We start from the raw sequence: 17,478 nt of genomic DNA, 5'->3' as shown, positions 1-17,478 counted from the left end.
AGTAGGCCACTGCCAGTGACATTCTCAGCATGTTTCAGTAGTACGCTATTACCCGCCATAATGTTGGCGATGGAGTAACGCACTACCTGGTAAGCGGGGAAGTTCCACGGCTGTATGCCATAGATAACGCCCATGGGAGAGTAAGTGACAATGCCGCGCTCGCCGTTGCTGGGATTGCGCTCTTCGTCAGCTAATGTGGTGGGGCCATGCTTCGCGGTGTAATCGCATATACCTGCGCAAAGCTCGACTTCCTGGCGGGCTTGGTTGGGTAGCTTGCCCATTTCCTTCACCATCAGTTCGGCAAGCTCTTCTTTATTGGCGTTAAGCGCCTCGCCAATGGCTTTCACTACCTTAGCGCGCTGTTCAAGTGGTTTAAGCCGCCAGTCGAGAAACGCTTCATGGCTAGCCTCGACAATCTGCTTGGCATGGCTGGCATCCATTAGCGCATAAGTCTCAAGCGTTTCGCCGGTGGCTGGGTTGACGGTGGTGATGCTGTTGCTCATAAGATCTCCTATCTTTTGATCAACGGGGCGTTAAAAAATAGACCAGCTAATAGCCGACTGGTCTATTAATGTTGATTCTCCACTCTAGTAGAAAAACGCCGGTTTGCCCAAATTGATTGTTAGCGTCTTAACTACAGCGCTCCCTCTAGGGCAGTCGTCGGTAAAAAATGTTCCGTTAAACTTGCGCGCTAAAGGGGAGGCTACTCAAACATCGGCCCACCGGCTTCTTCGCCCCATACCTCTTCCAGGCGATTGTCTCGACCACAGCTCAAACGATAGAACCGGTAACGTAGCGGATTTTTTTCATAGTAATCCTGGTGGTACTCTTCAGCTTCCCAAAACTCGCTGGCAGGAGCTATCTCAGTTGCTATAGCTTGGTCAAAGCGTGCTTCCATGTCAGCTTTGGACGCTTCTGCTAGTTCTCGTTGTTCATCATTATGGTAAAAAATGGCTGAGCGGTACTGGTCACCGCTGTCGCAAAACTGGCGGTCTACGGCGAAGGGGTCAATATTGCGCCAGAAAATCTCTAGCAGCTGTTCGTAGCTGATTTGGCTGTCGTCGTAGCTGATTTGCACCACTTCGACATGGCCAGTTCCACCGCGAGAAATCTGCTCGTAGGTAGGGTTTTCAAGCTCGCCGCCCATATAGCCAGAGATGGTGGCGCTGACGCCGGGCTGCTTATCGTAGGGAGGTTCCATGCACCAAAAACAGCCGCCAGCAAACGTAGCTTCCGCATTAGACTGAGCATGGAGTGGCGTGCTGGCGAGACCTGCGGCAGCTATAACACACAGCGTTAAGGGCTGAGATAAGGGGCGAAAAAACTGGAATCGAATCATGGTAAGCACTCCGGTGGATGTGGTGAGTTATCGCTCAATGTAGAGTCGCTTAGTGGCAACGTTGGCTAATACCTTACATAACCTATGCGCTACCCCAGCCGGTAAGGCCATACTGTGTCTAACGTATCCAATGCTGCTTTGAGCGTCGGCTCCGCAGCGCGTTCTTTGCGCCATATCATGCTAAGTGCACAGGGCAGGCGAACATTGTCGGCTACAGCCAAACCGCTTTCCTGGCGTTCGGCCATTGCCAGCGCGTCCCTGGCTAAGCTTAGACCCACTCCCGCACGTACTAAATCCAGCATACAAGCTTCTTGGTCTACTTGGGCAACCCTATTAGGCGTGGTGCCACTTGGAGTTAGGACGCGCTCTAGCAGCCGGTGGTGCGCTGAGACCGGGGGAGTGACTATCCAGGGAAGCTTGGCTAGAGCTTCCCAGCGAGTATCTAACAGTTTGGTTTCCCAGCCTGCTGGGGCAATTACGTGGTAGTGGAAGTGGGTCAGCTCACGACAAGCAAGGATTTCGCTTCCTGATCCTTCGCCGGGAGGGGCGAGAAAAAAGCCCACATCCAGTTCGCCTTGCTCTACCTTCGTTAATACGTTGCCACTCATCCCGTGGTGCAGCTCGGTTTCCAATTGAGGGGCACTAGCCATCAATCGGCTGAGAAATTTACCCAGGCGAATAAATTCCGGGTCAACAATTGTGCCGATTTTTAGTTTTCCTCGTAGGGTACTGTGCAAAGCACTAGCGCGTTGCTCAAAGGCCAGGGCGCTGGCCAGGGCATTTTCTGCGGCGGGTAATAACGCATAGCCATCGGCAGTGAGCGTTAATCCCTGAGGGCGACGGGTGAATAGGGTTAACCCTAAGTGCTGCTGAAGTTGCTTCAACTTTAGGCTGACGGCGGGTTGAGTCAGGCATAGCTGGTCAGCTGCCCGTGAAACGCTGCCGGTACGTGCGACGGCTACAAATGCCCGTAGCGCTGAGTTTTCTTGCATAAGCGAGCACCTGTTGTCGTTGTGTTATTTGAAAAGCTTATATCTAGGTTAAAAATTACTCAATTGATTGCCTCGCAGAGCTGGTTAATCTGTCAGTACTTAATTCGGTATTTTAATCTGCTTATAAAGGTAGCCAAATGACAACAACCACTATTAATCATTTCATTAACGGGCAGATCAGCCAGGGAAGCTCGGGTCTCTCTCAAAATGTGTTTAATCCTGCGACGGGTAACGTCACCGGAAACGTGGTACTTGCCTCGGCACACGATGTCGATAGTGCTGTGCAAGCCGCTAAAGCGGCATTTCCTACTTGGGCTGACACCCCGCCCATTCGTAGGGCACGGGTTATGTTCAAGTTTTTGGAGCTGCTCAACACCCATAAAGATGCGTTGGCGGAAGCAATTACTAAAGAGCATGGCAAAGTGTTTACTGATGCCCAGGGCGAAGTTGCCCGAGGGATTGATGTCGTTGAATTCGCTTGCGGTATTCCTCAGTTGTTAAAGGGCGATTATACCGAGCAGGTAAGCACCGGTATTGATAACTGGACCATGCGCCAGCCATTGGGCGTGGTGGCTGGCATTACGCCGTTCAACTTTCCTGTCATGGTACCGATGTGGATGTTCCCCGTGGCGATTGCTGCAGGTAACACCTTTGTTCTTAAGCCTAGTCCGCTTGACCCCAGTGCCTCGCTGATGATCGCCGATCTGCTCAAGCAGGCGGGTCTGCCGGATGGTGTGTTCAACGTGGTTCAGGGCGATAAAGACAGCGTTGAAGCTTTGATCGACCATCCGGATGTTAAAGCGTTGTCGTTTGTTGGTTCTACGCCGATTGCTAACCTGATTTACGAGCGCGGCGCTAAGCATGGCAAGCGGGTGCAAGCACTGGGTGGCGCTAAAAACCATATGGTAGTAATGCCGGATGCCAACCTGGATAAAGCCGTGGATGCCTTGATTGGTGCTGCCTACGGCTCGGCGGGCGAACGTTGTATGGCGATCAGCGTGGCGGTGCTGGTGGGCGATGTGGCGGATGGCGTGGTGGCTCAGTTGGCTGAACGTGCCAAGGCGCTGAAAGTTAAAGACGGCATGCAGTTGGATGCGGAAATGGGCCCGATTGTCACCCGCCAGGCCCATGAGCGGATTACTGGTTACATTAATAAAGGTGTAGAAGAAGGCGCACACTTGGTGGTGGATGGCCGAGAATTCGATGCCGCGCAAACCGGCGACGGCTGTGGCGAAGGCTTCTGGATGGGCGGCACTCTGTTTGATCATGTCACTCCCGAGATGACCATTTACAAAGAAGAGATATTCGGCCCAGTGCTGGCCTGTATTCGAGTGCCGGATATTGCCACCGCCATTCAATTGATCAATGACCATGAATTTGGTAACGGCGTGAGCTGCTTCACTGAGAGCGGTAGCGTTGCGCGGGAGTTTGGTCGCCGTATTCAGGTGGGCATGGTCGGCATCAATGTGCCTATTCCGGTACCCATGGCGTGGCACGGTTTCGGCGGTTGGAAGCGTTCGCTGTTTGGCGATACGCATGCTTATGGCGAAGAGGGCGTGCGTTTTTATACCAAACAGAAATCCATTATGCAGCGCTGGTCAGACTCTATTGATTCAGGCGCTGAGTTTGTGATGCCGACGGCGAAGTAACGCCATTACGTTACGGGAGCCCGTACATGTCACATGCTACTAATAATAACTTCGACTATATTGTGATCGGCGCAGGCACCGCAGGGTGCCTGATGGCTAACAGACTCAGTGCTAATCCAAATAATAAGGTGCTGCTAATTGAAGCGGGCGGGCCGGATAACTACCACTGGATTCATATTCCGGTGGGCTATCTTTACTGCATCAACAACCCGCGCACTGACTGGCTGTTTCGTACCGAGCCTGACAAAGGGCTCAATGGCCGCTCACTTATTTACCCCCGGGGTAAAACGCTAGGTGGCTGCTCCAGCATCAACGGCATGCTTTATCTACGTGGTCAGGCACGGGATTACGATCACTGGGCTGAGTTGACTGGCGATGACGCCTGGCGGTGGGAGAACTGCTTGCCAGATTTCATGAAACACGAAGACCATCACCGTTTGGATGAAGGCAGTGATGGCGATGCCGATCATCGCCGTTATCATGGTCATGGTGGCGAATGGCGGATCGAAAAACAGCGCTTAAGCTGGCAAGTGCTAGATGATTTTGCTGAGGCGGCGGTGCAAGCGGGCATTCCGCGCACTGACGATTTCAATCGTGGTGATAACGAAGGCGTTAACTATTTTGAAGTCAACCAGCGCAATGGCTGGCGCTGGAATACTTCTAAAGCGTTTTTGCGGCCGATCAAGCAGCGCACCAACCTAACGATCTGGCACTCTACCCACGTCAATCGTTTGCTATTTGAACCACAAGGTGGCCAACCACGCTGCACGGGCGCTGAGCTTTTGCGTGAAGGCGCAACGATCAACGTGACAGCCAATAAAGAAGTTGTGCTGAGTGCTGGTGCTATCGGTTCGCCACAGATTCTGCAGCTTTCCGGTATTGGCGCGCCCGAGCTATTACAACAACACGGTATTGATGTGGTGGCAGCGCTACCTGGCGTAGGCGAAAACTTGCAGGACCACTTGCAGATTCGTTCTGTCTATAAGGTGAAAGGGGCAAAAACGCTCAATACCATGGCCAGTACTCTACTGGGTAAAGCCATGATTGGTTTGGAATACGTGCTGAAACGTAGGGGGCCGATGAGTATGGCGCCTTCTCAGTTATGTATCTTTACGCGCAGTTCTGACGAGTATCAGCACGCCAACATCGAGTACCATGTACAGCCATTAAGTCTGGATGCGTTTGGCCAGCCGCTGCATGAGTTTCCTGCGATTACTGCCAGTGTCTGCAACCTTAACCCCACAAGCCGTGGCTCGGGAAGGATCAAAAAACGTGATCCACAGACGGCGCCCGCCATTGAGCCTAACTACCTGAGCACGCAAGAAGACCGCAAGGTGGCGGCAGACTCATTACGGGTTACGCGGCGAATTGCCGAGCAGCAGGCATTCGCTAAGTATCAGCCAGAAGAGTTTAAGCCTGGGGTGCAGTATCAAAGCGACGAAGAGCTGGCCAAATTGGCGGGCGATATCGGTACCACTATCTTTCACCCCGTTGGGACGGCGAAAATGGGCCGCGATGACGATCCGGGGGCCGTGGTGGATTCCAAGCTGCGTGTTAAGGGCGTGAGCGGTCTGCGAGTAGTGGACGCCAGTATTATGCCGACCATTACCAGCGGTAATACCAACTCACCTACCTTAATGATTGCTGAGAAAGCAGCAGGGTGGATGGTGTCCGCGGACTAGTCATCACCCTGACATTTTTTTTAACTATAGTATTGACGTGCGGCTAAGTTAAGCGCATGCTGAATGCAGTTGGTTAGCAAGTCGAACGTTGTCAGCAGTATCGAAACGCCCAAGCGTTTAGTCTGGTGAAAGTTTCTTGTTCTACCCACTGCAACTCGGGTATTACCCGGCTCTACATCAAGCTACTTATACACCATAACTTATGCGGATTCACTTACAAGAGTCTACTCGTGGTGCATGGGACGCGTATAAAACGATTTCGGATAATTATTGGGCGGCCCAGCAAGAGATCTCCAGCTACGCTGAGCAAGCGTGGCTAGATGTGCAAGAAGACCTGTTAAGCCAATGGCGAAATAACCAAGTAGAAGGAAGCGAAGAGGCTTTCACTCGCCAGGTGCTGACCCTACAGCGCAGTTTGGCAACCTATTTTAATGCCCGACAGCAGTGTGAAAGTGGCCGTTTTAGAAATGAATGTGTTGTTCGAGTTGAAGAGATTTATCGTAAAGAAGTAGTCGACAATTTAGGGCACTATATTGCCCCTACAGATTGGTGCTATGCCCCCGAAGTAGTGACCCAAAATGTCCGTCGTGGCAATCGTTTCGTTACTGAGCAGCGAACCGTTCAGCGCTGTGAAGACCTCTCTTACGAGCATTTGAATGGGAAGCTAGCCACCGTTTTAGGTGCGCCTGCTTCTTACGAACACTTCGTGGCGAGTGATGACGTTGCTGCTCAGGTAAGGCAAGCAATGCTGGCGCAGGGTATTGAGCTACCCAGTGATTGGCGCGCGAATGACCGGGAGGGATTTCTTGAGGCGATTATTGCAGAGCAGTCTCACGAGATAGGCGAGCAAGCAGATCAGTCCATGCAGCAACATTTAGGTGCATCGCTACCACTTGATTTGAATGCCGACGCCTTTATTGCCTCTCAGCCAATTCAGGATCAACTACACGAGGCGTTACAACCGCGTGATGAGCAGATGGTCATCACGTTAGACCTGACGCCAGAGCAGTTCAGAGACCAGGTGCTGTTACCGCACTATTTAGCGTATGCCGAAGCGGAGCGTCAGCGGTTATATGATGACGCTCAACTGCTCGCGAATGGTCAGCCTAGAGAAGAAGAGGGTAAACAGTACGTTCGAGCACTTATTGTGCCACCGATTGCGATGGGCTTTTCACTGTTTTTTGCGTTAGTGAATGCGATTGGTTTGGCCGCAAGTATTCCTGTTCTCATGGGTTCCAGACATCGCTGGTTACCCCACGCGATCAAAGTGGGTGGGTTGGTGATTATTGTAACGGTGCCTATGTTGAGTAGTGCGGCGGTGACGCAAACTCCAACGTACCGTTATTTTAACGAAGAATTTCAGCGCTCAATGACTACGGGGGGCGCGTTATTTGCCACCTGGGTAATCCACACTCAGCCGGTGATCTATTCGTTAGGGCGCTTCGCTGCTTACCTTGCGCCTCCATTGGTAAGCGGGCATTCCAACGCGATAGAGCGTCTTGAAAGTGATAACCAGGAAAGTGAAGCAACAACATCTGGCTCTGTTGAACAAGCTGCGGTAGAAAGGCCAGTTGAGTTATCGGCTTCTCCTTATTCTCTCTCTCCCTATTCTCCCTCTGCCGCCGAAGAAAACAGCACTCATGTGGCTTTGCCAGAGAACGAGAGGCCGTTAGGTGTGATGCATCTAGACGTCTCAACGCCGCTAGAAAGCCAACTAGCCACACTGCATGAAAACATGCCCCATCACGCGGCACTTATTGATGTCCAGCAGCTCAGTGACGGCAACTGGGCGATCCATCGTTCTCCGGTGATCACTGGCGAAGGTACCTGCCTTACCAATTTCTCAAGAGCGATGGATATTAGTCGAGTAAATAGTCTTCAGTGGCGAGCCGCCAGGCATGGCGACTGTGGTAGCGACGCGATTGCGAAACGCCCCGTTAGTATTCCTCTTGCAACTGATTTTGCTCGTGTTATCCAGCGAAATGAAGATGGCATCGCGTTATGGGTGCATTTCCAACCTACGCTCTTGGGCGAAGTTAATTGTCATGCAGTACGTCGTGAGGCCGACCAAATTGCTGATGTGCTAGGGGGCCATCGGTTTACCGCTGCCGCCAGTACGCCACAGGTACTTAGCTGTTTTGCGCGGCATGAACGTCAGTATGGCCTTGCTTATTTCGGGCCTGAGTATGGAGAGCCCCAAGCAGAAGGGGATAGCCAGCTTCGTCGTATGAGCTTGGCAGACGTTCAGCGCCTGCGTGAGCGCGCCAGGGGTGTCGGCTATCGTCCTCAAGCCTTAACGCTATCGGAAGCAGCGTTGGAAGGCATTCAGGGCGTTCTGACCAAGGGAGACTGGCTAGTGGTTCATCAGAGCCACACCAATACAGGCGTATTCACCTTTTCACAAACTCACGACTTACGCTATGGCGTTTTTGGGGCGAGACAACTGCCAGCCAGCACGGCAGGCCAAACACTAGACGTGATAGTGACAAGGAACCACGAATGATCATGAAAAAAGCGCTGAAATGGGCGGGAGCCATCGCGGTAGGGGTAACAACATTCTCTGCTGCGCATGCTAACGATTTGGTGGTCGAATCCTTCGCACAATCAGCATTAACGGAAGAGCAAAAGCAAGCGTGGCAATATTACATTGCCCAAGAAAGTGCTCAATATGGTTGCCAGTATGGCGATGATATTCGTTTGCAGGAAGACCCTCGAGGAACTTTGCAGGCGTTAGCCAATGGCGACGATATGGACCCTCTCCAGGTGACGTTACGTACTTTTCTATTTGCCGGGGAGAACGTTCAAACGCTGTTAGCGCGCAATATGGTGATCGCGAGCATGGAATGTAACCCTGTCTATTACTTTGATGGGGAGCTAATTGGCCATCCGGTACTGCCCTTTGAAGAGCATCTCGACATCTTGCTTTCTAAGTTAAGGCAAACACCAGAGTTAAGTGCGCACATGGAATTTTTGCGCGGTACCAAAGCAGCGGCGATTGATGCGCGTTGGTTCTGGGCGTTTTATCTATTAGATGGCGACCACTATCGGTTATTAGGCCAGAACGTTGACACTATTCAACAAGTCGCGCGCATGTTTGTCGGCAGCTTAGGCAACGTGATGGAAGAAAACGCGTTTTGGTTGATATACGACAATGTGTTTAGCCAGGGTATCTACGTTGAAAATACCAACGAGTGCCAAGGTGAGCAGGCCGAGCCTAATGCCAACATTGTGGTTGATAAAAACATTGCCTGGGAAATGGTTGAAGCCTTTTACCGAGAAGAAGGTATTTCAAGCCGGGGCAGTTGGCGGCCAGCCGTTCAGCAAGAGGGAGATGGCTATCAATTGGCTGAATCAACCACCATTGAAGACCCCATCAACCCCTATTTTAATGTCAGTCGCCGCGTCACTATAAAGCCACAGGAGTGCCAGTAAATGTATTTTAAGGCCCTATTTACCGCCGGGGTAATATCGCTGTTTTCACTGCCCGCCAGTGCATTCGCCCAGGTTGCTTGCCAAGACGATGAGCGGCTCTATTCATTTGCTGACTATATCGATCAACGGCAGGCAGGCACGTCTGAGCCTTTGCAGTTAACCGTGGCAACATTTTTAAACCTGACGCCAAGGGCGAGGGAAGTGATCGGTGACAATCTGCGCTTACTCGATAGTGAGTGTCGCCCAATGCAAGTCAGCCAAGGTGAGCCGCCATTTAGAATCGAAATGCCCTTCTCGACACTATATATGGGCTTTTATGATGCCGTCCTAAGAGGTGATGAAAGGACGCAGCAAATCCTGCTCAATAGCTTTCGTGCTGAGCCTGTCGATCCTATGGAGTTCATTAGTTACTTTACGGTGATTGATAGCGGCAACGAAGAGCTGATGGAGCGCTTAGCCAGAAGTGCGGGAATTAATATTCACACGGCTTCTTGTGACGCTGAAACAAAGTACCTGCACTTCGCTGATCTGTTTGTACGTTTTGGTGGAAGCGTTTACGGTGAACATGGAAAAGCTTGGATTGTATCCGGTGGCCAACCCCAAGTTACTTCTGTTGATGCAAATTTGAGCCAGGAGTATACAAGTTTAGCTGGGAGGCGCTGTGGCGTTTCAAAAAACTCCGTGTTATCCGTAGCTGAAGCGGCGGGTGCGATCACCTTTGATTTAGGAAATCGTGCTGTTGATCATTGGTGGCATGGAGATAAATTACGTAATTTCTACACAGAAAAACATACGCAATGGCTTGAGCTAGGAGCCCCCGATGCCGTGCCTGCCAGCTTGTTCGATTAAATATAAATTAAAAAGGGAACTAGATGAAACGCACCTATAAGCCAGTGTTTGCCGCAGTTTTCGGCTGCGCGCTTTTCTATGGAACTGCTGCGTCAGGCTCAACAGTAGATTGGACGCCCTTACTTGCGTCGTGGGAAGACGGTTGTGCCCAATCTGAGGAGTGGAGCGAACTACGCCGTAATCTGGTGACTTACCCAGATGGCTCTCTCTACCCGGAGGTTAACGAGATTGTTCTGCCGACTGTTTATAAAGAAGTTCTTGGAGAAATAGATTTCTTTGAGCGCAACCGAGATTATAGCGGCTACCGTTTAGCAGCAAAAAACGGTGAGTACTACGGCCTGCCAGTTGAAAGCTTCGTTTTTTATCTTGGAAACTCAAACGGCATTAGCGTGCTTTTGGTTGAGTTTTCAGCGCCTATTGACGAAGTGCAGGAAAGGCTTTCAAGCGTTGATTATTCCTTGGTGAACCATGACAGCGGCCCCTATCAGGCGCAGTTGATTACTGACGAAGAAGCGGGAAAAGCCATGCTGATGTGCGATTTAAGCGTTTGAAGAAGATTTTTTAAAATTGTTTTAAAAGAATGGCTGGCTATATGCCAGCCAATAAGTTTGTAAGTTGCTGTAATGAATGTTTTAAATCCTCAATATATGATTAAGCTTTATTTTATGTTCAGGATAAACACCTCAATATAGAGGCTGTTGTTACCTTATTTAGCTCTTTTTGGTATTAGCTGTTGACGTAAGTAATATAGAAGCGCAGACTGATTGCAGTTGGTTAGCAAGTCGAACGTTGTCAGCAGTATCGAAGCATTTTAGCGTTGAGCCTGGTGAAAGTCTCTTGTTCTACCCTCTGTAACTCGGGTATTTCCCCGGCATTAATTTCGCTAAATCGAGGATTTCGATCATGGCAACTGGTACCGTAAAGTGGTTTAACGACACTAAAGGCTTCGGCTTTATTTCTCCTGAAGTTAGCGGCGACGATCTGTTCGCACACTTCTCCGAAATTCAAGCAGAAGGCTTTAAATCCCTGCAAGACGGTCAGAAGGTTTCTTTTGACGTCACTCAGGGCCAAAAAGGCCTTCAAGCTTCTAATATCAAGGTTGTGGAATAAACTCCCTACCGAGATATTAGCTACCGGCTAAGTCGGTAAGCTTAAAAACCCCGCCGTGTGCGGGGTTTTCGCGTTTGTTTATAGAGTAGTCTAAAGAGAATATGCTGAGTTATTAACCGTTATCTTATGAGGGGGCTAAAATTCCAGGCTTAGTCTAAGCATATCTTTGTGCTGAATTCCATTTTCAATGATAGGCTCAGGGTAGTTCTTCAAGAAAAAATCTTTATCAATACAATTAACCCTAAAGCCCTGCCGTTGGTAGAAGGTCAGTTGATAGCCGAATGTACCCGTTCCTACCTCTAAGCGTTGCGCACCAGATGCCTTTACTTTTTCGATAACATGCCTGAGAAGTTGTGTACCAACACCGTTCTGTTGAACCGATGGTGAAACGGCAATGTTCATCAATTCCAGTGCTCCCTCAGAAATCGGCTTGATAACACAAACTCCAACTACCGAACCCTTGGCACAGGCGATGAAGCATCTTGATTGATATAGGTAGCTTTTGATGGCTTCTTCGCAGGGATCCGCTAAAAGAAGTAGCTCCATTGGCACCTCAGAGGGTGTTATCTCAGCTATTTGCAACGATGCATGCTCCTATCGCATTCAGAGTAATTTTCATTCTACTCTTTGTGTCCATGTTCCATGTCTTTATGTGAGCGTGTGGGTGATTTTTTGACTCAATAAGGTTTTAGGGCACACGTTCTGGCTTAGATAGGCACGCATGGTCTGCCACTATAAAATCACATTATTTATATTTCGAAAGTAGCATAAAAAAGATGGGAGCAAGCTGCCTTAGATAGGGGCATTTTGTTGCTATTGGTTTGAAAAAGCTGGTGTGCGAGCTCATCGGCACGAGGTTATTCACACGAGATCACCATGACCCTACTGGATAAACGTGCGTTTTACTTATTTGAGGTAAGCAGTTGCGGTGGCATTCGTGCGGCGGCGGAGCATCTGCATATCAATCCCTCTGTGGTAAGCCGCCAAGTACGTGGGTTGGAGAGAGAATTGGGCATGGCGTTGTTGGAGCGTCAAGGGCGGCATGTGACGTTGACCGAAGCAGGCCAATTGGTAGTGGAAGGATTTCTTGCTCAGCGGCGGTTGAATTCAGAGCTGGGAGATACGCTGTCTCGGTTACGCAATTTACAGTCGGGGAAGGTGGTAGTCTCGGTAGGTGATGGCTTTGTGGATAGCTTTATCAACCACGTGATGCGCCGTGTTTCCGAGCATTATCCCGACGTGCTGATCGAGATTAAAACAGGGATTTATTACCCCCGAGAACCCCATGAGATGGTGGCCAGCGACGAGGTGGATATTGCTATTACCTACGGCCCCATTTCAGACCCACGGTTAGTAGTGCACTCTTTTGAGCGGGGGCCGTTGTGCGCGCTGGTAGCACCATCCCACCGGCTTGCCCGCCAAGATAGCGTGTCGGTCACGGAGTTATTACAGCACAAATTGATTTTTTTACCGGATGCCTCGGGCTCGCAGCAGTTCGTGAATGCGCTATTTGGTGCTGCCGGGCAGTTGGCTACGCCTGCCTATCGTTGCAACCTGCATTCGGTGTCTCGAAGGTTGGCATGTGCGGGGATTGGCGTGTCGTTTATGACGGCTGCTGCTGCACGCAGCGAAGTAAACGCTGGTTTGCTGAAGGCGATTCCCATTGACCACCCTATGGCCGCTAGTAGCCAAGGCAATTTGGTGCGTAGAGTCGGCAGAAGGCTTTCGCCCGCTGCCGACTATTTGTGGAAGTTAATGATGGCGATGCAGTGACGTACTGAAGTATCAGTTAGCCATCATGTATACGCCTGGGCCAATTGGCCAGCCCATGGCCAGCCAGAACATCAAAAACGCTGACCAGGCGAGCAAAAAGCCTATGGCTAACGGCAGCATGGTGGCTATCAACGTGCCTAGCCCCATATCTGGCTTATAGCGCTGCATATACACCAGTGCTACCGAAAAATATGGGCTCATAGGGGAGATGATGTTCGTGCTGGAATCGCCTATGCGGAACATTGCCAATACAAAAGCTGGATCGAAGTCGATCATCATCAGCATCGGCACGAATACCGGGGCCATTAATGCCCACTGAGCGGAGCCGCTGGTCATAAAGACGTTCAGCACTGCGCTCATCGCAATAAACGCGCCTACTAGCGGTAGCCCGGTAAATCCGGTGCTTTGCAGAATATTGGAGCCTTCAATAGCAATAAATTGCCCCAATTCTGACCAGCGGAAATAAGCAATAAACTGCGAAATGGCAAAGAACAGTACTAGGGTAGGTGCTAAGTCACTGGCAGACTCCGCCATGCGTTGTGGTACATCACGGCTGCTGGTGATCTTGTCGGTGGTGATGCCGTATACCAAGCCAATAGTGACGAAGTAGCCAAACATCAGTGGCACGAGTGAGCGCAAAAAGGGCGAGGGGATCAAGCCGCCCTCTTCATTGCGCAGTGGTGATGCCTCGGGCACCACGGCAATTAAGATCAGCGCTAGGTAAATCAGTGTGGCAATACCTACCCGCTTTAGGCCGCGCTTTTCTGCGTCGGTTAATGCCGGTTTTATAATGTCAGTTTTAAAGTCTTTGCTTATCGGTAGGGTGCGTTGCAGCCTCGGCTCTACGATCTTATCGATGACTAACGTGCCAACAATTGCCAGCACAAACACTGAGCAGGCCACAAAGTAGTAGTTATCAACAGGTGAGACGTAGGCGTCTGGGTCTACCAAGCGTGCGGCCTCCGTGGTTATGCCAGCAAACAGCGCATCCCCGACGGTAATGAACAGGCTGGCATCAAACCCGGCGCCTGCCGCTGCGTAGGCGGCAGCTGCACCGGCGATTGGGTGACGGCCCACCGAGTAGTACACCATGGCGGCTAGCGGGATCAGGATCAGGTAGTTGGCATCGGAGGCAATACTGCCGCAAATACCCGCCATAAAAACGCAGAAAGTGAGCAGAGCGGGTGGTGCTTTCGCCACGCTCACCTGCATCAAGGTCGACATTAAGCCCACTTTATCGGCCAAACCAATGCCAAACATCACCACCAAAATAAGGCCGAGGGGAGGGAAGTTAACGAAGTTACTGACCACGCTGGTCAGCATAAACTCAATGCCATCAGCCGAGAGTAGACTGCGTACCTGCACCACTGCGTCGGTTTGCGGGTTAACCGCTGAAACGCCGAGTGCGGCAAGCAGGGCTGAGACGACCACAACTACGCCAGCCAAAATGACAAAGAGAATAAACGGGTGTGGGAGCTTATTACCCACACGCTCAATAGATGAAAGAACACCTTGCATCGTATTAATCCTTTTTACTTAACGTTATTTTTTTAATCGTAATAATGAGAGGCCTGCAGAGAATTACGCTCGTGCTAACAGCTCTTTTGCCAGCGCCACAAACATCCCGCCTGCGACCGGCAGAACAGCATCGTTAAAGTCGTAGTGCTCGTTGTGCAGATAGGCGCTATCGCCATTACCGACAAAGAAGAAACACCCCGGTACTTCCTGCAGGTAGAACGCGAAATCTTCGGCACCCATAGTGGGCATATAGTCCAGCTGCTGAATGTCGTGGCTTATTCCGTGCTTGTTGGCAACCGCTAACACACGTTCTGACCACGCAGGGTCGTTAACCAGGGGGGGCACCTGGTGTAGGTGTTCCAGATGAAACTGCGCACTGTGGGCTGCGCATACGCCAGCGGTTACCTGCTTAAGCTTGCCTGCAAGCGCTTCGCGTGAAGAGGGGCGGTCGCTGCGGATATTCACTAGCAGCTCGGCTTGGCCAGGAATCACATTTGCGGCATCGCCCGCATGGAAAGCAGCTACAGTGATCACGCCTGCTTCCAGCGGCGATTTGTGGCGGCCCACTAACCCTTGCAACTGCTGTACCAGCGATGCCCCGACATAAATAGGATCTACCGCCAAGTGCGGCATGGCGGCATGGCCGGAAATACCTTCGATAGTGATTTTATAAGTGTCGTTACCGCCCATAGCCGGCCCGGGTTTAACAAACAGTTGGCCTGTTGGGAAACCAGGGCGGTTGTGGTAGCCAAATATCGCGTCCACCTTGGGGTTTTCCAATACCCCTGCCTTGACCATGATGTCGGCACCATTGCCACCTTCCTCGCCAGGCTGAAATAGCAGTTTAATGTGTCCACACAGCTCGTCACGCAGCGCCATGATGGCCTCGGCAGCCAACAAAAGCGTGGCGGTATGCCCATCGTGACCACAGGCATGCATCAAACCTTGCCGTTGGGAGCGATGCTCAAATGTGTTGGCTTCCTTGATGGGTAACGCATCCATATCGGCGCGAAAGGCAATCACTGGGCCTTCGTGACCGGTCGCTAGCTCAGCCATAACGCCTGTAGTGGCAATACCTTCGGTAACGCGATAGCCAAGCGCTCTTAGCCGCTCCGCGACCAGCGCGGCGGTGTTATTTTCCTGGAATTTAAGCTCGGGCTGCTGGTGTAGCCGATGCCGCAAAGCAGTGGCTTCACTAACTTGTTTATCTGAAAACATTTCCTATCCCTACTGTTGTCGGTGCCTTTATTCGGCTTTTTGTAAGCTAAGCGACTTGGCGGGTAGAAAAGAGTCGTTTTAATGACAAATTTGTTGCTTTCAAAGCAACGGTGATGGGTTGATACAACCGAAGTGACTTCTTAGCGATGTTATCAACGCCCTTGGCAGCTAGCGGTGAAACTTTCAGTGTCACCTTCTTTTAATGCTTATTTTTAACTTAAGCATTCTGCGTATCGACTAAATCATACCTCTTTGCGGCAGCCACACAGCCGGAGATTGCAATCACCCAGCGAAGTAAGCTATTGGTGGCGCAGTTGATAGATCAGCTTGATGCACAAGACACACACGGCCGTGGAGTGCTCGGTATGAAAACCTTGTCGAACATGGGGTTCGCCCTATTTGGTGCAGCGCTGGTAGCGATTAGCTATGGACTTGCGCGCTTTGCGTTTGGTTTATTTGTGCCTTCCATTAGCGCCGAGCTAGAACTGACAGCGTACTTGATTGGCATTATTGGGGCGCTGCCGTTTATTAGTTTTGTCTTGGCGACGTTGTTCGCACCGCTTGCAGCCGATCGGCTCGGTGCGCGTAATTTAGCGGTGTTGTCAGGTGGATTTGGTGTGGCTGGCCTTGTCTTTATCAGCCAGTCTTCTGGCGCCTTATCGCTCGGCGTAGGTGTTTTTGTCTGCGGCATTTGTACCGGCTTGATGATGCCCGCTCTGACGGCTGCTATGCAGGCGCTGGTGATCCGAACAATGCATGGCCGCGTTAGCTCTATCATGAATGCTGGCACCAGTATTGGCATTATCGTAGCAGTGCCGACGGTCGTTTTCCTGGCCGATGCGTGGCGCTTTACCTACACTAGCTTTGCTGTTTTGGCAGGCTTAGGGGTCATTGCTGCCTGGTACTTTATTCCTTCGGTCTCTCGGGTTGTGCCAGCGAATGCGGCGCCGCCACCGCCAATCACGCGGCTACAGTGGTCGCGCCTTACCCGGCTATCACTCTTTGCTTTCGCTATGGGGTTTGTGTCTTCGCCGTTCTGGCTTTTTGCGCCTGATTTGGCCGTTACCCTTGGTGGGTTGCCTCCTAATCAAACTGGTTGGCTTTGGTTTGCCGTAGGACTTGCTGGGCTTGGAGGTGCCGTAGTGAGTGATTTGGCTGACCGTAATAACCCTCCTATTACGCAGGCATTAATGTTAATGATGTTGTCTTCAAGCTTGGTGTTGCTTGCTGCCAGTCCAGGCCAGTTAGCATTGGCGATATTTTCCGCCATGGTGTTTGGACTTGCTTACATGAGCTTAACGGGACTGTATCTGATGACGGGGATTCGGCTATTGCCGGGGCGGCTTTCCATGGGGCCAGTCTTGCCTTTTATGGCCTGTGCGCTTGGGCAGGCAGTAGGATCGCCGGTTGTTGGTATGCTGGTGGACGGCTTTGGTTATGCCTACGCATTTTCGCTATTTTCTGTCGTTGGTATTGTGGTGGCGATTATATCGCCAGCTTATCCTGGCCACATTGATTACTGGGCAGACTTGGTGGAAGAATCAGTTGAAGAAGAACCACTGCAAGAGGAGCAGTCCGCTGCTGAAGAGACGGGGCTTCAAGCAGCATATGATCACCAATTGCTGGATGAGAATGGCGAGCCCATCGAAGAGCCCGTTACTAAAGAGGATAACGTGTCCTAATGCGTTTCTGATTGGCGTTATACGGTCGAAAGCCATGGAGGAGTTGGAGCAGGTGCCTGGGGAGCGCAATTTGCCGCGAGGGTTTGCCTTCACCGGTAGCAGAGGTGTGGCTAGAGGTAATGAGTACCTTCGCGGCATCGGCGACAAAAACGACAACGCCAGCTGAATCCAGAGGCTAGCGTTGTCGGACGAACATTGATCAGGCGAAGGCGTTCAGACACCAGGTAATGGCGG

Annotated in this window: 15 protein-coding genes; 9 read left to right on the top strand and 6 right to left on the bottom strand. The window is 51.2% G+C overall.

Features of this window, described 5'->3' with window-relative positions:
* From INT22_RS20200 to INT22_RS02765, 3 genes are all read right to left on the bottom strand, one after another.
* Positions 1-503 (bottom strand): aldehyde dehydrogenase family protein (locus tag INT22_RS20200; RefSeq protein WP_226912356.1); only part of this gene is annotated, 503 nt, incomplete at its 3' end.
* Between the two features lie 200 nt (positions 504-703).
* A complete protein-coding gene (msrA, locus tag INT22_RS02770) occupies positions 704-1,339 on the bottom strand; it encodes a peptide-methionine (S)-S-oxide reductase MsrA (RefSeq protein WP_193067626.1) in 636 nt (211 codons plus the stop codon).
* Positions 1,340-1,428: 89 nt separating this feature from the next.
* A complete protein-coding gene (locus INT22_RS02765) occupies positions 1,429-2,331 on the bottom strand; it encodes a LysR family transcriptional regulator (RefSeq protein WP_193067625.1) in 903 nt (300 codons plus the stop codon).
* 137 nt (positions 2,332-2,468) lie between these two features.
* On the opposite strand from INT22_RS02765, the gene INT22_RS02760 reads away from it, so the two are divergent.
* The 7 genes from INT22_RS02760 to INT22_RS02730 all read left to right on the top strand — a co-directional run bounded on the left by INT22_RS02760 (position 2,469) and on the right by INT22_RS02730 (position 11,053).
* Positions 2,469-3,980 (top strand): CoA-acylating methylmalonate-semialdehyde dehydrogenase, encoded by a 1,512-nt coding sequence (locus INT22_RS02760; protein WP_193067624.1) that lies wholly within the window; start codon positions 2,469-2,471, stop codon positions 3,978-3,980.
* Positions 3,981-4,006: 26 nt separating this feature from the next.
* On the top strand, positions 4,007-5,662 hold the full coding sequence (locus INT22_RS02755; RefSeq protein WP_193067623.1) for a GMC family oxidoreductase: 1,656 nt from the start codon (positions 4,007-4,009) through the stop codon (positions 5,660-5,662).
* A gap of 202 nt (positions 5,663-5,864) precedes the next feature.
* Positions 5,865-8,165 carry a DUF1761 domain-containing protein gene (locus tag INT22_RS02750; protein ID WP_193067622.1) on the top strand — a complete coding sequence of 767 codons (2,301 nt, stop codon included), beginning with the start codon at positions 5,865-5,867 and terminating at the stop codon, positions 8,163-8,165.
* Positions 8,162-9,094, top strand: a complete 933-nt coding sequence (locus tag INT22_RS02745) for a hypothetical protein (RefSeq protein WP_193061200.1) — start codon at positions 8,162-8,164, stop codon at positions 9,092-9,094. The genes INT22_RS02750 and INT22_RS02745 overlap by 4 nt, the downstream gene beginning before the upstream one ends.
* Positions 9,095-9,943 (top strand): hypothetical protein, encoded by an 849-nt coding sequence (locus tag INT22_RS02740; RefSeq protein ID WP_193061202.1) that lies wholly within the window; start codon positions 9,095-9,097, stop codon positions 9,941-9,943. It abuts the gene before it with no gap.
* 23 nt (positions 9,944-9,966) lie between these two features.
* Positions 9,967-10,494 carry a hypothetical protein gene (locus INT22_RS02735; protein ID WP_193061203.1) on the top strand — a complete coding sequence of 176 codons (528 nt, stop codon included), beginning with the start codon at positions 9,967-9,969 and terminating at the stop codon, positions 10,492-10,494.
* Positions 10,495-10,846: 352 nt separating this feature from the next.
* Positions 10,847-11,053 (top strand): cold-shock protein, encoded by a 207-nt coding sequence (locus tag INT22_RS02730; RefSeq protein WP_038478993.1) that lies wholly within the window; start codon positions 10,847-10,849, stop codon positions 11,051-11,053.
* Positions 11,054-11,188: 135 nt separating this feature from the next.
* Here the strand turns inward: INT22_RS02730 and INT22_RS02725 are convergent, their stop codons facing one another.
* Positions 11,189-11,599: a GNAT family N-acetyltransferase gene (locus INT22_RS02725; RefSeq protein WP_038486363.1), complete on the bottom strand. Its 411-nt coding sequence runs from the start codon at positions 11,597-11,599 to the stop codon at positions 11,189-11,191.
* 330 nt (positions 11,600-11,929) lie between these two features.
* Here INT22_RS02725 and INT22_RS02720 point away from each other — a divergent pair, with 330 nt between their 5' ends.
* Positions 11,930-12,826, top strand: coding sequence for a LysR family transcriptional regulator (locus INT22_RS02720; RefSeq protein WP_038478990.1), 897 nt, complete (start codon positions 11,930-11,932; stop codon positions 12,824-12,826).
* A 12-nt stretch (positions 12,827-12,838) separates the two neighbouring features.
* On the opposite strand, the gene INT22_RS02715 is transcribed toward INT22_RS02720, so the two are convergent.
* Together INT22_RS02715 and INT22_RS02710 are read right to left on the bottom strand one after the other, a co-directional pair.
* Entirely contained in the window at positions 12,839-14,344 is a 1,506-nt protein-coding gene (locus tag INT22_RS02715) for an AbgT family transporter (RefSeq protein WP_095603603.1), read from the bottom strand.
* Positions 14,345-14,407: 63 nt separating this feature from the next.
* Entirely contained in the window at positions 14,408-15,562 is a 1,155-nt protein-coding gene (locus INT22_RS02710; protein WP_193059685.1) for a M20 metallopeptidase family protein, read from the bottom strand.
* A gap of 365 nt (positions 15,563-15,927) precedes the next feature.
* Here INT22_RS02710 and INT22_RS02705 point away from each other — a divergent pair, with 365 nt between their 5' ends.
* Positions 15,928-17,244: an MFS transporter gene (locus INT22_RS02705; RefSeq protein ID WP_193059686.1), complete on the top strand. Its 1,317-nt coding sequence runs from the start codon at positions 15,928-15,930 to the stop codon at positions 17,242-17,244.
* Positions 17,245-17,478 lie beyond the last annotated feature (234 nt).

The sequence above is a fragment of the Halomonas sp. 3D7M genome (assembly GCF_014897885.1).
In the GTDB taxonomy this organism is placed as follows: domain Bacteria; phylum Pseudomonadota; class Gammaproteobacteria; order Pseudomonadales; family Halomonadaceae; genus Vreelandella.
This window is presented reverse-complemented; position numbering and strand designations above follow the sequence as displayed.

Bases quoted from the DNA above. Each gene is read 5' to 3' on its own strand.
- INT22_RS02765 (WP_193067625.1), bottom strand. From the start codon at position 2,331: ATGCAAGAAAACTCAGCGCTACGGGCATTTGTAGCCGTCGCACGTACC.
- INT22_RS02735 (WP_193061203.1), top strand. From the start codon at position 9,967: ATGAAACGCACCTATAAGCCAGTGTTTGCCGCAGTTTTCGGCTGCGCG.
- msrA (WP_193067626.1), bottom strand. From the start codon at position 1,339: ATGATTCGATTCCAGTTTTTTCGCCCCTTATCTCAGCCCTTAACGCTG.
- INT22_RS02710 (WP_193059685.1), bottom strand. From the start codon at position 15,562: ATGTTTTCAGATAAACAAGTTAGTGAAGCCACTGCTTTGCGGCATCGG.
- INT22_RS02755 (WP_193067623.1), top strand. From the start codon at position 4,007: ATGTCACATGCTACTAATAATAACTTCGACTATATTGTGATCGGCGCA.
- INT22_RS02760 (WP_193067624.1), top strand. From the start codon at position 2,469: ATGACAACAACCACTATTAATCATTTCATTAACGGGCAGATCAGCCAG.
- INT22_RS02730 (WP_038478993.1), top strand. From the start codon at position 10,847: ATGGCAACTGGTACCGTAAAGTGGTTTAACGACACTAAAGGCTTCGGC.
- INT22_RS02720 (WP_038478990.1), top strand. From the start codon at position 11,930: ATGACCCTACTGGATAAACGTGCGTTTTACTTATTTGAGGTAAGCAGT.
- INT22_RS02745 (WP_193061200.1), top strand. From the start codon at position 8,162: ATGATCATGAAAAAAGCGCTGAAATGGGCGGGAGCCATCGCGGTAGGG.
- INT22_RS02740 (WP_193061202.1), top strand. From the start codon at position 9,095: ATGTATTTTAAGGCCCTATTTACCGCCGGGGTAATATCGCTGTTTTCA.
- INT22_RS02715 (WP_095603603.1), bottom strand. From the start codon at position 14,344: ATGCAAGGTGTTCTTTCATCTATTGAGCGTGTGGGTAATAAGCTCCCA.
- INT22_RS02705 (WP_193059686.1), top strand. From the start codon at position 15,928: ATGAAAACCTTGTCGAACATGGGGTTCGCCCTATTTGGTGCAGCGCTG.
- INT22_RS02725 (WP_038486363.1), bottom strand. From the start codon at position 11,599: ATGGAGCTACTTCTTTTAGCGGATCCCTGCGAAGAAGCCATCAAAAGC.
- INT22_RS02750 (WP_193067622.1), top strand. From the start codon at position 5,865: ATGCGGATTCACTTACAAGAGTCTACTCGTGGTGCATGGGACGCGTAT.